The organism is Pantoea alhagi (genome assembly GCF_002101395.1).
GTDB classification, from domain to species: Bacteria; Pseudomonadota; Gammaproteobacteria; order Enterobacterales; family Enterobacteriaceae; genus Mixta; species Mixta alhagi.
Genome location: NZ_CP019706.1, coordinates 559,971 through 574,177, shown reverse-complemented (window position 1 = coordinate 574,177; position 14,207 = coordinate 559,971). Strand labels below are relative to the sequence as shown.

General features: G+C 53.2%; 14 protein-coding genes. 9 read left to right on the top strand and 5 right to left on the bottom strand.

The annotated features are described in order from the left end of the window. The first annotated feature begins 128 nt into the window (after nt 1–128). The 3 genes from B1H58_RS02690 to B1H58_RS02680 are packed head-to-tail and all read left to right on the top strand — an operon-like array spanning nt 129 to nt 1,968. Nucleotides 129–740: a methylthioribulose 1-phosphate dehydratase gene (locus B1H58_RS02690; protein WP_085067856.1), complete on the top strand. Its 612-nt coding sequence runs from the start codon at nt 129–131 to the stop codon at nt 738–740. Beyond that, nucleotides 740–1,429: an acireductone synthase gene (mtnC, locus tag B1H58_RS02685; RefSeq protein ID WP_085067855.1), complete on the top strand. Its 690-nt coding sequence runs from the start codon at nt 740–742 to the stop codon at nt 1,427–1,429. Before B1H58_RS02690 ends, mtnC begins: the two co-directional genes overlap by 1 nt. After that, nucleotides 1,426–1,968: a 1,2-dihydroxy-3-keto-5-methylthiopentene dioxygenase gene (locus tag B1H58_RS02680; RefSeq protein WP_085067854.1), complete on the top strand. Its 543-nt coding sequence runs from the start codon at nt 1,426–1,428 to the stop codon at nt 1,966–1,968. Before mtnC ends, B1H58_RS02680 begins: the two co-directional genes overlap by 4 nt. A 7-nt stretch (nt 1,969–1,975) precedes the next feature. Here the strand turns inward: B1H58_RS02680 and mtnA are convergent, their stop codons facing one another. After that, complete coding sequence (gene mtnA / locus B1H58_RS02675) at nt 1,976–2,998, bottom strand: S-methyl-5-thioribose-1-phosphate isomerase (protein ID WP_085067853.1); 1,023 nt, start codon at nt 2,996–2,998, stop codon at nt 1,976–1,978. Between the two features lie 107 nt (nt 2,999–3,105). Here mtnA and mtnK point away from each other — a divergent pair, with 107 nt between their 5' ends. Beyond that, on the top strand, nt 3,106–4,305 hold the full coding sequence (mtnK, locus tag B1H58_RS02670) for an S-methyl-5-thioribose kinase (protein WP_085067852.1): 1,200 nt from the start codon (nt 3,106–3,108) through the stop codon (nt 4,303–4,305). Nucleotides 4,306–4,397: 92 nt separating this feature from the next. Here the strand turns inward: mtnK and B1H58_RS21250 are convergent, their stop codons facing one another. Both B1H58_RS21250 and B1H58_RS21215 read right to left on the bottom strand, forming a co-directional pair. Beyond that, nucleotides 4,398–5,678, bottom strand: a complete 1,281-nt coding sequence (locus B1H58_RS21250) for a sensor domain-containing diguanylate cyclase (RefSeq protein WP_418304135.1) — start codon at nt 5,676–5,678, stop codon at nt 4,398–4,400. After that, nucleotides 5,629–5,949: a hypothetical protein gene (locus tag B1H58_RS21215; protein WP_335671923.1), complete on the bottom strand. Its 321-nt coding sequence runs from the start codon at nt 5,947–5,949 to the stop codon at nt 5,629–5,631. Before B1H58_RS21215 ends, B1H58_RS21250 begins: the two co-directional genes overlap by 50 nt. A gap of 264 nt (nt 5,950–6,213) precedes the next feature. On the opposite strand from B1H58_RS21215, the gene B1H58_RS02660 reads away from it, so the two are divergent. The 3 genes from B1H58_RS02660 to B1H58_RS02650 all read left to right on the top strand — a co-directional run bounded on the left by B1H58_RS02660 (nt 6,214) and on the right by B1H58_RS02650 (nt 8,912). After that, nucleotides 6,214–7,689: a TrkH family potassium uptake protein gene (locus tag B1H58_RS02660; protein WP_085072219.1), complete on the top strand. Its 1,476-nt coding sequence runs from the start codon at nt 6,214–6,216 to the stop codon at nt 7,687–7,689. A 428-nt stretch (nt 7,690–8,117) separates the two neighbouring features. Beyond that, nucleotides 8,118–8,390 carry a type II toxin-antitoxin system TacA family antitoxin gene (locus B1H58_RS02655; RefSeq protein ID WP_085067851.1) on the top strand — a complete coding sequence of 91 codons (273 nt, stop codon included), beginning with the start codon at nt 8,118–8,120 and terminating at the stop codon, nt 8,388–8,390. A 3-nt stretch (nt 8,391–8,393) separates the two neighbouring features. Beyond that, nucleotides 8,394–8,912 (top strand): GNAT family N-acetyltransferase, encoded by a 519-nt coding sequence (locus B1H58_RS02650; RefSeq protein ID WP_085067850.1) that lies wholly within the window; start codon nt 8,394–8,396, stop codon nt 8,910–8,912. A gap of 281 nt (nt 8,913–9,193) precedes the next feature. On the opposite strand, the gene fadE is transcribed toward B1H58_RS02650, so the two are convergent. After that, entirely contained in the window at nt 9,194–11,641 is a 2,448-nt protein-coding gene (gene fadE, locus B1H58_RS02645; RefSeq protein ID WP_085067849.1) for an acyl-CoA dehydrogenase FadE, read from the bottom strand. 333 nt (nt 11,642–11,974) lie between these two features. Here fadE and lpcA point away from each other — a divergent pair, with 333 nt between their 5' ends. Further along, nucleotides 11,975–12,556, top strand: coding sequence for a D-sedoheptulose 7-phosphate isomerase (gene lpcA / locus B1H58_RS02640; RefSeq protein WP_085067848.1), 582 nt, complete (start codon nt 11,975–11,977; stop codon nt 12,554–12,556). Between the two features lie 156 nt (nt 12,557–12,712). Continuing rightward, on the top strand, nt 12,713–13,480 hold the full coding sequence (locus B1H58_RS02635) for a class II glutamine amidotransferase (RefSeq protein ID WP_085067847.1): 768 nt from the start codon (nt 12,713–12,715) through the stop codon (nt 13,478–13,480). On the opposite strand, the gene dpaA is transcribed toward B1H58_RS02635, so the two are convergent. Next, a complete protein-coding gene (dpaA, locus tag B1H58_RS02630; RefSeq protein ID WP_085067846.1) occupies nt 13,451–14,188 on the bottom strand; it encodes a peptidoglycan meso-diaminopimelic acid protein amidase in 738 nt (245 codons plus the stop codon). The two genes, B1H58_RS02635 and dpaA, sit on opposite strands and share 30 nt — an antisense overlap. Nucleotides 14,189–14,207 lie beyond the last annotated feature (19 nt).

The window sequence follows — 14,207 nt, the reverse complement described above, 5'->3', positions numbered from 1 at the left end:
GGGTAGCGGCCCGATGTTACGGCTGTGTTGAGCCACTATAATCATGATGTTAGTATTTGGCAATCAAGACGGGTAGACGTCTAAAAGCAAAAAATTCCCGTAACGGCGAGGCCGATAAAAGGAGCGCAATGACCGTAACTCCACAACTGGCGCAGCTGGTGGCTGCCTGCCACTGGATTGGGCAACAGGGCTGGGCACCGGCGACCGGCGGCAATATGTCGATCCGTGCGGAGGAGGGATTATGCCTGCTCAGCGAATCTGGCAAGGACAAAGGCAGCCTGACCGCCGCCGATTTTATTGAAGTAGAGATCGCCAGCGGCCTGGCACCGTCAGGGCGCAAGCCCTCTGCGGAAACCGGCCTGCATACGCTTATCTATCGCCTGTTTCCGGAAGCGGGTGCGGTATTGCATACCCACAGCGTAAACAGCACCGTGCTGTCACGTATTGAAACAGGATCGGCGTTACTGCTGCAGGGCTATGAAATGCAAAAGTCGCTGTCCGGCCAGCGCAGCCATCTGGATAGCGTAGCGATAGCGCTGTTTGATAACGATCAGAATATCAGCGCGCTGGCGGCGCGTATTGAGGCCTGGGCACAAACCAGGCCACTGCGTTACGGTTTTCTGCTGCGCGGTCATGGCCTGACCTGCTGGGGCAGAGATGTGCAGGAGGCGCGTCGCCATCTGGAAGGGCTGGAGTTCCTGTTTAACTGTGAAATGCAACGTCGTTTGCTGGAGAGATAATGATCCGCGCAATTGTTACCGATATTGAAGGCACCACCAGCGACATCCGCTTTGTGCATAATGTTCTGTTTCCCTGGGCGCGTCAGCATCTGGCGGCGTATCTGCGTATTCACACGGCAGAACCGGCGGTGGCCGCTGCGTTGAACGATTTGCGTCAGGAGATCGACCAGCCGCAGGCGGATACCGAACAGCTGATTACCGTACTGTATCGCTTTATGGATGAAGACCGTAAATCCACCGCGTTGAAAGCGTTGCAGGGTATGATCTGGCGCAGCGGCTACCTTAACGGCGATTTTACCGGTCATCTCTATCCTGACGTATTGCCTGCGTTAAAAAACTGGCATGAACGGGGGATTTCCCTATACGTTTATTCGTCTGGCTCGGTTGCTGCGCAAAAGCTATTGTTCGGCTACAGCGATCACGGCGATATTACGGCGCTGTTCAGCGGTTATTTTGATACCCATGTCGGGGCCAAGCGTGAGGTCAGTGCTTACCAAAATATTGCCCGCCAGATTAATCTGCCTGCCAGCGAGCTGCTGTTCCTGTCTGATATTCGCCAGGAGCTGGATGCTGCGCAGCAGGCCGGTTGGCACACCCTGCAGTTAATTCGCGGCGAAGCGGATAATGAAAGTCTTCATCGCCAGGTAAACCGTTTTGATCAGATTAAGCTGGAGCTGTTTTCCTTATGAGTGAATTGACCATCTATACCGAAACAGAAACCACGGTGCCGGTGTGGCACAGCACCGATCCTGAGGCGATTCGCGAGCAGCTCAACGCGCGCGGCGTACGCTTTGAACGCTGGGAAGCCAACCGCGAATTAGGCGAAAATCCTGATGCGGAAACCGTGATTAATGCTTATCAGCATGCCATTGATCGCCTGGTAGCGGAAAAGGGCTATCAAAGCTGGGATGTAATCAGCATGCGCGCCGATAATCCGCAAAAAGAGGCGCTGCGCAGTAAGTTTCTGGCGGAGCATACCCATGGTGAAGATGAAGTGCGCTTTTTTGTCGAAGGGGCCGGGCTGTTTTGCCTGCATCTGGAAGGGCGCGTCTATCAGATCCTGTGCGAAAAAAATGATCTGATCTCCGTACCGGCCGGTACGCCGCACTGGTTTGATATGGGATCGAACCCGCATTTTACCGCGATCCGTATTTTTGATAACCCGGAAGGCTGGATCGCCAACTTTACCGGCGATCCGATTGCGGTTACTTACCCGCGTCTGCCCTGATTCTGGTTCATCGCGGCTGGAAATAACCGGCCGCCACCTCTTCAGGCGTTACCACGCCGCTATCCAACACCCAACCGCTGATTAATTCTGCTGGCGTCACGTCAAATGCCGGGTTCCATACCTGCGCGTTTTCCGGTGCCCACTGTAGCTGACCAAAGCTGCCGGATACGCCAGTGACCTCGGAGGCGGCGCGCTGTTCAATCGGGATGGCGCTGCCGTTGGGGCAGTGCGGATCGAGCGTGGTATGCGGCGCAGCCACGTAAAAAGGGATGTGATGATAGCGCGCCAGCACCGCCAGGCTATAGGTGCCGATTTTATTAGCGACATCGCCGTTAGCGGCAATACGATCGGCGCCGACCCAGATGGCGTCCACCTGTTTTTGCGCTATCAGCGCGGCCGCCATAGAATCGCAGATCAAACGATTGGGGATGCCCAGCTCGGTTAGTTCCCAGGCAGTCAGGCGACCACCCTGCAATAGCGGGCGAGTTTCATCCACCCAGACCTGTTCGACTTTTCCCTGCTGAAACGCCAGGGCGATAACGCCGATGGCGGTGCCGACGCCAGCGGTAGCCAGCCCGCCGGTATTACAGTGGGTTAAAATTCGGCTGCCGGGCGCTACCCGTTCGCTGCCCGCCTGTGCGATGCTGTCGCATAACGCTTTATCTTCTTCCACCAGCCGCAGCGCTTCAGCGCTTAGCGCATCAACGAAATTCTCCTGCAGCAGCGCCTGCTTCATCCTGTCCAGATTGTTCATCAGATTAACGGCAGTAGGACGCGCGGCGCGTAAGATCTCCAGCGCCTGCGTCAGCTGGTTTTTGGGCAGGCCATTTTCTGCCAGCAGCGCCAGCAGCAGACTGGCGGAGAGGCCAATTAACGGCGCACCGCGTACCCGCAGCGCATGAATATGGCTAACCAGCGCTTCCACGCTGCTCGCGTCCAGCCAGTTTTTTTGCTGCGGCAGAGCCTGCTGATCGAGGATCCACAGCTGGTTATCGCGCACCTGCAGGCTGGTGGTATGAAGAGTTTGCATAACAGTGAAATCCATGTTGCGTTAATGCAGCATATTGTGCCAACATGCGAAACGGAAGTATAGACGTCTGAACGGCTTTTACTACAGATTTGCAGAGGAAACGGATAATGTCGCAATACCGGACGTTCACTGCCGCCGATGCGGTGGAATATGCGCAGCGATTTGGCGGGCTAAGGGATGCATCTTCGCTGGTAACGGCTGAAGAGATTGGTGACGGTAACCTTAATCTGGTATTTAAAATCTTCGATCGTGACGGCATTAGTCGCGTTGTGGTAAAGCAGGCGCTGCCCTGGGTGCGCTGCGTTGGCGAGTCCTGGCCGCTGACGCTGGAGCGTGCGCGGCTGGAAGCTGAAACGCTCACGGAACATTACCGGCACTGCCCGCAGCATACGGTAAAGGTGTTGCATTACGATGCTGAACTGGCGGTAATGGTGATGGAAGATCTCTCCAGCTATCGTATCTGGCGCGGCGAGCTGGTGCAGGGGCGCCACTATCCGCAGGCAACGCGTCAGCTGGGTGAATATCTGGCGCAAACGCTGTTTCATACCTCCGATTTTTACCTGCATCCTCATGAGAAAAAGGCGCGGGTTATCCGTTTTACCAATCCTGAAATGTGTGAAATCACCGAGGATCTCTTTTTCACCGATCCCTATGAAGATCATCCGCGCAACGATTACCCGGCACAGCTGGAAGCTGAGGTGGTTGAGCTACGCAATGATGAACGACTGCGTAACGAGGTCGCCGGACTAAAGCACCGCTTTTTCTCCCATGCGGAAGCCCACCTGCATGGTGATATCCACAGCGGTTCCGTGTTTGTTGCTGACGGGAGCCTGAAAGCAATTGATGCCGAGTTTGGGTATTTTGGGCCAGTGGGTTTTGACGTGGGTACGGCGTTGGGTAACCTGCTGCTGAACTATTGTGCACTGCCGGGGCTGCTGGCGACGCGTGAAGCGGCCGACGGGCGCGAGCAGCGTTTACAGGATATACGCACCCTGTGGCTGACATTTGCCGAACGCTTTCAGGCACTGGCAGCGGAAAAAAGCCGCGATCGCACGCTGGCGTGGCCGGACTATACCGCGACCTGGTTGAAGAAAGTATTTGCGGACAGTATCGGTTACTGCGGCAGCGAACTGATTCGTCGCACAGTCGGCATGGCACACGTGGCGGACCTGGAAACCATTCAGGATGAAGCGATGCGCATTGAGTGTATTCGTCACGCGATTAGCCTGGGGAAAACGTTAATTGTCGCCGCGCCGCATATCGATAATATCGATACGCTGATTGCCCGCATTCGACAGAACGGCTAGGAATTGCCCCGGCTGGGACGTGCAACCTTCCGCTTTGAAGGTTGCACGTCGTTACAGACAAAAACAACAACGCTGAGAGGCGCAGATTAAGGTTAGATCTCTCCCTGAGCCCGATTGCGTCCGTTGCGTTTTGCATTATAAAGCGAATTATCTGCCTTTTTCTTCAGCAGTTCGGCTTCGTTGTCCTCACCATTTGAGATAATCGTACCGCAGCCAGCGCTGATAGTGACCACTCTCTCCGGCAGTTCCGTCGAGGTATGGACAATCGCGGCATCTCTGATCACCTTAACCGCCCGGTCAGCAAAATGCCTGGCATCCGGTGCGCTGGTAAAAGGCAGAATGATAGCGAACTCCTCGCCGCCGTAGCGCGCCACCAGATCGGTATGACGGTGAGTCGCACCTTTCAGCAGGCCTCCTACCTTTTTCAGACACATGTCGCCTGCTACGTGACCGAAGGTGTCGTTATAGCGTTTGAAAAAGTCGATATCTATCATGATTAATGACAGCGGCTCGCCAGTTTTTTTCGAGCGCTGCAGCCCTTCTTCAAGCACCACATCAAACTGTCTGCGGTTAGCCAGGCCGGTCAGGCCGTCAATCAGCGCCATCGACTGCAGGGTATGGTTAATGGTGGTAAGTTCATCCCTGACCTGCGTCAGTTCAAGCTGGTTCCTGACGTTGGTCCTGATTTGTTTCAGAATAAATACTCCCATTCCCATTATCATGGTCAGCAGGATCAGGTTAAGCACCACATCAGTGAGGTTGGTTTCAAGCCACGCCTTCTGCACTCTGTCACGGTCATAGCCTGCGGCGACGACCAGCGGATACTGCTCCAGTCGGGCATAACCGTAAATACGCTCAATACCGTCCAGCGCGGAGCGCCATGTTGCGCTGCCGCTGGCAGATGTTTTAAGCGCGACTCTGAACAGCGGGCTGGCGGAAAGGCTTCGGTTAATCACTGAGTCCGGCAGGGGGCGCATATACAATACGGTGGTATCGGCGAGGATAAGTCCCAGAATGTCGCGTGCGCCCAGAGTGTAATAACCGTAAAATTGCCTGAAGTAGTCCACCTTAACCGTAGCCAGCGCGACGCCGACAAAATTACCGGTTCTATCGTTCAGGCGCATCGATACCGGGATAACCCGTTCGCCGGTTGAACGGCTGCGAATAACGTGACCGATATGAACAGAAGTATCAGTGTGGCTACGGTGCCAGACAAAATATTCCCGATCCGCATTGCTGCCTTTTGAAGGGATATAATTGCCTGATGTGGCGATCCAGTTCCCCTGTGCATCGTAGATAAAAAGCCCATGCAGCTGCTGCAGTTTACCGTGCTGCTCTTTCAGCTGACGTGAAAAAGTCTCCGTTTTTGGCATAGTCTGGCCCCTGCTGAGTGAGCTGCCTGACCGCATCAGAGAGGGTAATATCCACCTGAAGAAAGGCGTCTTCTGCCTGTTTTGCCAGCGAGACGGCGAGATTACGGGCATCCTCTTCGCGTTCTGTAATTCGCTGCTGCCAGGAGCTCCATAGTGTCCAGGCATTAATGCCCATAACGGCCATGGCAGTCAGCAGCAAAAAGGCCGCCATACTTCTGCCAAGAGGCGTATGTCTGAGGCGGGAAGAGGTATTTGAAGAATGTTTATTCAAGGCCAGGTTATCCTGTTTTGGGCCGATATATAAGCGTAATTTATAAATTTACCTGTTACAACCGACAACGTTTTTACTTCCACCGCTGACCAGGCGTGACAGCCAGTTTTATGGATGGGCTTTCCGTGGCCACACTCCTCAGCGCGCACAATACAATCTTCTGTAGATAATGAATATATTCATCCGTTGCCTTATCTGAGTTTGTGATATGCCCGGTAAGAAGGCATGATTGCTGCCGATCTTTTGTCATCTGGGAGCCTTGCTTTGCAACGCTATCTCACACTTAATTTTTCACAGGTGCGCGTGGTTATTCACCTGTGCGGTTTTCTGGTGTTTCTGTACAGCTTTTCCATGCTGCCGCCGATGCTGGTTGCTTTGTTCAGCAAAGAGCGCAGCTGGTTTGCTTTTTTTACTACCTTCTTTACCTTTTTTACCCTGGGCGGCGGCGCCTGGCTTGCCACCAAACGTGCCGGTATACAGCTAAAAACCCGTGATGGTTTTCTGATTATTGTTCTGTTCTGGCTGTTGTTTTCGGTTATCAGCGCCATGCCGCTCTGGCTGGATGATTCGGTGGGGCTGAGTTTTATTGATGCGCTGTTTGAAGGGGTGTCCGGTATCACCACCACAGGGGCCACCGTGATTGGCGACGTTAGCAACCTGCCGGCTGCCTATCTCTATTATCGGGCGCAGCTCAATTTTATCGGCGGGTTAGGGGTTATTGTTCTGGCGGTCGCGGTACTGCCGCTTTTGGGAATCGGTGGGGCGAAACTTTACCAGTCAGAAATGCCTGGCCCTTTTAAAGAAGAGCGCCTGACGCCGCGTCTGGCCGATACTTCACGCAGCCTGTGGCTTACCTATCTGCTGCTGGGGCTGGCCTGTTGCGCTGCGTATATGCTGGCGGGAATGTCCGCTTTTGATGCGCTCTGTCATGGCCTTTCTACCGTCTCGCTGGGCGGCTTTTCCACACGCAGCGAGAGCATCGGTTACTGGAACAGTTCTGCGATCGAACTGGTTGCCGGGCTTTTCTCGCTACTGTCAGCAATTAATTTTACCGTGTGGTTTGTTGCCTTTACCCGACGCACATTACAACCGTTCCGCCGTAATGCAGAGCTACGCTTTTTCCTGCTGGTGACGCTGATTATAGTGTTGATAACCGCATGGCAGCTCTGGCATGTCGGCATGTATAACGCAACGGACAGTCTGGTACATGCGTTCTTCCTGACCAGTTCTATGATTACCGATAACGGCCTGGCGACCGGCGATTATGCCAGTTGGCCTGCACATACTATTGTGCTGTTACTGACGGCAAGCTTTTTTGGCGGCTGTGTGGGATCGACCTGCGGCGGTATCAAAGCGCTGCGCTTCCTGGTGTTATTTAAGCAAAGCCGTCATGAGCTACATCAGCTGGCGCATCCTCGTGCGCTATTGAGCATTCGGGTTGGCGAGAGCGTGGTGACGGAACGCGTGTTGCGCTCGGTATGGAGTTTCTTTTTTCTTTACGTACTGTTCACGGTGTTTTTTGTCTGGATGCTCAATATCATGGGCTATGACCTGATGACCGCTTTCGCTACCGTTGCGGCCTGTATCAATAATATGGGGCTTGGCTTTGGAGAAACGGCATCCACATTTGGTACGCTTAGCGAAGGGGCTAAATATTTGATGTGTGCCGCCATGATAATGGGGCGTCTTGAAATTTATCCGGTGCTGATACTTTTCTCGCGCTTTTTCTGGCGAAAATAGAGCCTTGCTCAGTTTGAAAACAATGTTTATTGCTGCGGCTGGCGTATTGATAATGTCGATACGTTGGCCGTGCTGGTTCACCATACATTTAAGCTAATCTTCTCCAGTTCACTGCCGTGCAGGCAGCTTAGAAAAAACACGCCACCGCGAATCAGCGTTGCCATCAGTTCTCTGCCGCACAGGCAGCTTAGAAACACTCCCGATCTTCGCTCTGGTTCACAAAAGCGGTTCACTGCCGTGCAGGCAGCTTATCAAACGACTTTTACTGGTTTCTCAGTGGTATTTTTTTGGCTCATATAACGATTGGTTGAAAAATAGCCCGCCTCGCCACATACTGTATGTACGGTAAGAGACCGTACATACAGGCGTGTCACATCCTGAAACTGTATTGCATAGCAATGCGACAGTCATATGGACATAGAGGAAAAATGGCAAACACATTAAAGAAACAACGCATCGATCTGCGTTTATCTCCAGAAGATAAAACGCTTATCGAAAACGCGGCCTCTCTCAGCAATCTAACTATCTCGCAATTTATGCTTGCAAGTGCTTCTGAACGGGCAGCTGAAATCATTGAACAGCATCAACGTATAGTGCTTAACGAAGCGTCCTGGAAACAGGTCATGGATGCCATCAGTAATCCACCAGCACCGAATGAAAAGTTAAAACGAGCGGCTCAGCGTCTACAGGATATGGAATAGGTTTTGGAAACTTTAAACGTTGAACTTTTTACGGATGAAAACCGTTACAAAATTAGCCATTTTGATTGCGGCAAAGCAACTTTAAATAAATTTCTGATCGAGCATCTTAGACGACAACATAACGGGAAAGTATTAAGAGCTTATGTTCTAAAAAATCACGAGGCGGATCCAAAAATATTAGGCTATTACACGTTATCCGGCGGTAGCTTTGAAAGATCCACCTTGCCATCCAGAACCCAACAGAAAAAGATCCCATATAAAAATGTGCCATGCGTTACCCTTGGCAGGCTGGCGGTAGATAAAACTCTGCAGGGGCAAGGCTGGAGAAGCACTCTGGTTTCGCATGCGATGAGCGTTGTTTATAACGCATCACTGGCAGTTGGTATACATGGCATGTTTGTCGATGCTCTGGATGATGAGGCTAAACAATTTTATACGAGCTTCGGTTTTATTGAATTGACGGATGAAAACAGCCGCTCGTTATTTTATCCAACACAATCCATTGAAAAACTATTTCAATGATATTGAACCGAACCTTGCTATTAGAATTGCACTTTTTTCAGTTTTGATTTTTTGCGTCGGATCAAAGATTTTCATACTCGTTGAGTCTCTCTTAAGAAGCTATTTTAAAACATTAACGGCTCTTCACTGCCGCACAGGCAGATAAAAGCAAAACCCTGTTCCTGCTTTTCATAAAGAAAAGGCCCGAGCGTTACCGCTCAGGCCCGGGTTGCCACGCTAAAATGTCCGGTTTATTACCGCAAACGTGACCCTTGCTGGGTAGTCTTTATTTTTATTTGCCCTCAGGCGGCTTCGCTTTTACGTTCATGTGTCTGATGCTGCTTTACCGGCTGGGTAGCCAGCGCATCTGCCTCAAACTCATCAACGTTAATGGAACGCAGGCGGCTGGTTTCGGCACGCACTAAAACATCCGCCTCCTGCTGTGTGATCCACTCCTCCTGCAAGGCGCGCTGCGCCAGCTCATCCAGTCGGGTAAACGACAAATGCTTTTTCAACTGCTTGCAAAGGCGGTCGTGAATCACTTCCGCAGCCATCACATCCTGTAGCGCCGCTTCCAGCTGTCCGGCAGGATTATGTTCGCCCGGCGTCAAATACTGACCGCGTCCCAGGCGAGAGCGCGTTGCGGACGGCGTCTGCAACAGTTTCGCTAACTGATGGTCCAGACGATCCGATGGCGCACGGCAATGGCGGCCTGCCGGGAAAATCATCACACGCAGGGTGGCCGCAACCGCCGCGTTGGGGAAATTACGCAGCAGATCGTCAATAGCATTCTCTGCCTGATTCAGCGCATCCTGTACCCCCCAGTGCAGCAGCGGCAGATCCGCTTCATTACGGCCTTCTTCGTCGTAGCGTTTTAGCGCCGCCGAGGCAAGATAAAGCTGACTCAGAATATCGCCCAGCCGGGCCGAAACGCGTTCGCGTCGCTTCAGACTGCCGCCCAGCACCGACATTGAGATATCTGACAGCAGCGCCAGGTTCGCACTAATGCGGTTCAAATGCTGGTAATAGCGGCGAGTTGCATCGCGGGTTGGTGCAGCGCTACCGTAACCGCCGGTAATACCCAGCCACAGACTGCGAATCAGGTTGCTGCCGACATGACCAATATGACTGAACAGCGCGCGATCAAACTCTGGCAGGTCGTTACGTTCTGCGGCTCCCATCTCGCGCAGGATGTAAGGATGGCAGCGGATTGCGCCCTGACCAAAGATGATCATGCTGCGCGTCAGAATATTCGCGCCTTCCACGGTAATCGCAATCGGTGCGCCCTGATAAGCACGGGCAAGGAAATTGCTCTTGCCGAGCATAATGCCTTTACCTCCGGCAATATCCATCGCATCGATAATGGCGCGCTGGCCGCGATGGGTGCAGTGATATTTAACAATCGCCGAGAGTACTGCAGGCTTCTCGCCCTGCATAATGCCGCAGGTAATCAGCGTGGCGGCGGCATCCATCACATAAGCGTTGCCGGCGATACGCGCCAGCGGTTCTTCAATCCCTTCCATCTTCCCGATAGAAACCCTGAACTGACGACGAATATGCGCATAGGCACCCGTTGCCAGCGCCAGGCTTTTCAGGCTGCCGGTGGAGTTAGAGGGCAGGGTGATGCCGCGACCTACCGACAGACACTCAACCAGCATGCGCCAGCCCTGACCGGCCATTTTAGGCCCGCCGATGATGTAGTCGATAGGGACAAAAATATCGTTACCACGCGTCGGGCCGTTCTGGAACGGCACGTTAAGTGGGAAATGGCGTTTACCGATTTCAACGCCTGGCGTATGGGTTGGGATCAGCGCGCAGGTAATGCCCAGCTCTTCAGTATCGCCCAGTAAATGCTCAGGATCGGAGAGCTTAAACGCCAGGCCCAGCACGGTGGCGATCGGTGCCAGGGTGATATAGCGCTTGTTCCAGGTAAGACGCATGCCCAGCACCTGCTGGCCCTGCCACTCGCCCATGCACACGATGCCGGTATCGGGGATCGCGCCTGCATCGGAGCCCGCTTCCGGGCTGGTTAATGCAAAGCAGGGGATCTCCAGGCCCTGTGCCAGACGTGGCAAATAATGTTTCTTCTGCTCATCGGTGCCGTAGTGCTGCAGCAGTTCACCGGGGCCGAGCGAGTTGGGTACGCCAACGGTAATCGCCAAAATGCCGGATACGCCCGCCAGCTTTTGCAGCACGCGTGCCTGGGCGTAGGCAGAAAATTCCAGCCCGCCATATTCCTTTTTGATAATCATGGCGAAGAAGCGATGCTCTTTCAGGTAAGCCCACAGCTCCGGCGGCAGATCGGCCATTTCATGGGTAATCTGAAAATCGTTAGCCATACGGCAGGCCTCTTCTACCGGGCCATCAAGAAATGCCTGTTCTTCAGCGGTCAGACGCGGCTGTGGATAGTTGTGCAATTTTTGCCAGTCAGGATTGCCACGAAACAGATCGCCTTCCCACCAGGTTGTGCCCGCATCGATCGCCTCTTTTTCAGTGCGTGACATCGGTGGCATCACCTTACGGAAGGTGCGCAGCATGGGGGCGGAGACTATCGAACGACGCATCGACGGCAGGTTTAACGGCAGAAGTATCAGGGCCAGCGGAAGCAACAGCCAGGGCGTCCAGAGATCGAATAAGGCCATTGCTGCACTCCATAACAGCAGGATAGCGCTGCTGGCTGGAAGCGAAATACGGTGCCAAAAAAGCGCGCCGATCAGAATCAGCGTCGCGACAATGCTAAGAACCATCATAATGAACCGCTCCGTAACAAGTAAGAGGTCTGACCTGTTGATCTGGCTACAGGTTTAAAGTAGTTCTGGTTATTTAGCAATCTGACAACAGAATAATTACAACCTGGCTCACATTCCATTCGCATCATTCGTCAAAGCATGAATTTCATCCCAGCCCGCTGTCGATTAAACCGGTTATTACCCTGACAGCGCCCCGGTCTTTACTGCCGTGCCAGCAGCGTCCTGGCCTTTTGCTCATGATAAAGGCGTCTCAGCTTTACCCTGTAACGCTTTGCGACCCGCTGGCATTTCGGTAAACTTGCGCTGACTCTTTCTCCTCCAAAGGACCTCCCTATGTACCAGGATATTATTCGTTCAGAACTTAACGAAGCAGCGGATACGCTAAATAAATTCCTGAGCGAAGATGCAAATATTCATGCGATCCAGCGTGCTGCCGTGTTGCTTGCCGATAGCTTTAAGGCGGGTGGCAAAGTGCTTTCCTGCGGCAACGGCGGTTCGCACTGTGATGCCATGCATTTTGCTGAAGAGCTGACCGGTCGCTATCGCGAAAACCGCCCTGGCTATCCGGCTATCGCCATCTCTGATGTCAGTCATCTCTCCTGCGTCAGTAATGATTTTGGCTACGACTATGTTTTCTCACGTTATGTTGAGGCCGTAGGCCGTGCGGGCGATGTGCTGCTGGGTATTTCCACCTCGGGAAATTCCGCCAATATCATCAAGGCGATTGAGGCGGCGCGCGCGCAGGGCATGAAAGTGATCACCCTGACCGGCAAAGATGGCGGCAAAATGGCGGGCAGCGCAGATATCGAAATCCGTGTGCCGCACTTTGGCTATGCCGACCGCATTCAGGAGATCCATATCAAAGTGATTCATATCCTGATACTGCTGGTCGAAAAAGAGATGGAGAAAAAGTAACGGCGCACCAGCCGTTAACTTTGCCGCGTCAGCCCCGGCGCGGCTATCCCAAAGCAGCAGGGCGCCTGTCGCGTTCTGTTAACAAAAATGCTCTTCCGCTGCCAGTCCCCGTTTGATTCGTTATAATCGTCACAAAACCGCGCCGGAGGCCTCTCTATGTGTGAACTGCTCGGCATGAGCGCTAATGTCCCAACTGATATTTGCTTTAGCTTTACCGGACTGGTGCAGCGTGGTGGTGGCACCGGGCCACATAAAGATGGCTGGGGTATCACCTTCTACGAAAACAAAGGCTGCCGCACCTTTAAAGATCCGCAACCCAGCTACAACTCGCCAATCGCACGCCTGGTGCAGGAGTATCCTATTAAGTCCTGCTCGGTGGTGGCGCATATTCGTCAGGCGAACCGGGGGCAGGTGTCGCTGGAGAATACCCATCCCTTTACTCGCGAGCTGTGGGGACGTAACTGGACCTATGCGCACAACGGGCAGTTAAGCGGCTATCGCCAGCTGGAAACCGGTAATTTTCGTCCGGTAGGCGAAACGGACAGTGAAAAGGCGTTCTGCTGGCTGCTGCATAAGCTGGCGACGCGCTATCCGCGTACGCCGGGCAACTGGCCTGCGGTGTTTCGCTATATTGCCGAACTGGCGGCAGAACTGCGGCAGAAAGGGGTGTTTAATATGCTGCTGTCGGATGGCCGCTATTTAATGGCCTATTGCTCGACTAATCTGTTCTGGATTACGCGACGTGCGCCGTTTGGCAAGGCTAAGCTGCTGGATCAGGATGTAGAGATCGACTTCCAAAAGCAGACCACGCCAAATGACGTGGTCACAGTGATTGCTACTCAGCCGCTAACCGGCAATGAGACCTGGCATCGCATTGCGCCAGGCGAATGGCAACTATTTTGCCTTGGAGAGCGCCAGGAATGACTGCGAAGCGGCGGGCGTGCCGCTGACCGGTGAGCCGTTCAGCACATACCTGCCGTTATTTACCGCTACCATAGGCGGCTGGCGATGCTGTACAAACCACGCGTAGCCCGGCTGCAACTGTTTCCAGAAACTGGCGTAATAAGAGTTACGGTGGCGCTGCATATTGCTTTCGGTCATGCGGAACGGATAGATACTGACGGCCACTTCAGGCTGACCGTTACGCAAAGCGGCGTTTACGTAACTAAAGATCTCATCCATATAGGCATTGGTCATGGCGTAACAGCCAACGGAGACGCAGGCACCGTGGATCATCAGGTATTTGCCGTCATAACCCTGCTGGCGATCGTACTGGTTAGGAAAACCAATATTGATTGCGCGGTAAAAACGGCTGTCCGGCTTAAGCTGATTTAGCTTTACGCTGTAAAAACCTTCCGGGCTTTTAAAATCGCCCTGACGGCGCTTTGGCCCGAGGCCGCCGGAAAAATTACAGATGCGATAGCTATCGAGCAGACGGAACTCATTGCCGATCTTGCCGTACAGTTCCAGCGTGCGTTCTTCTTTAAAAATCTGAATGTAAACCGGCGTACCTAATAACTGCTTCTTTAACTCTTTGCTGACCGGTGCCAGTGGCTGAACTGGCTCAGGCGCGCTTGCCATGCTGAGGGCTGGCAGAAGAATCATCGCAAACAAAAGTGCGATTTTGCCCATTCTTGTTCCCTTGATGATG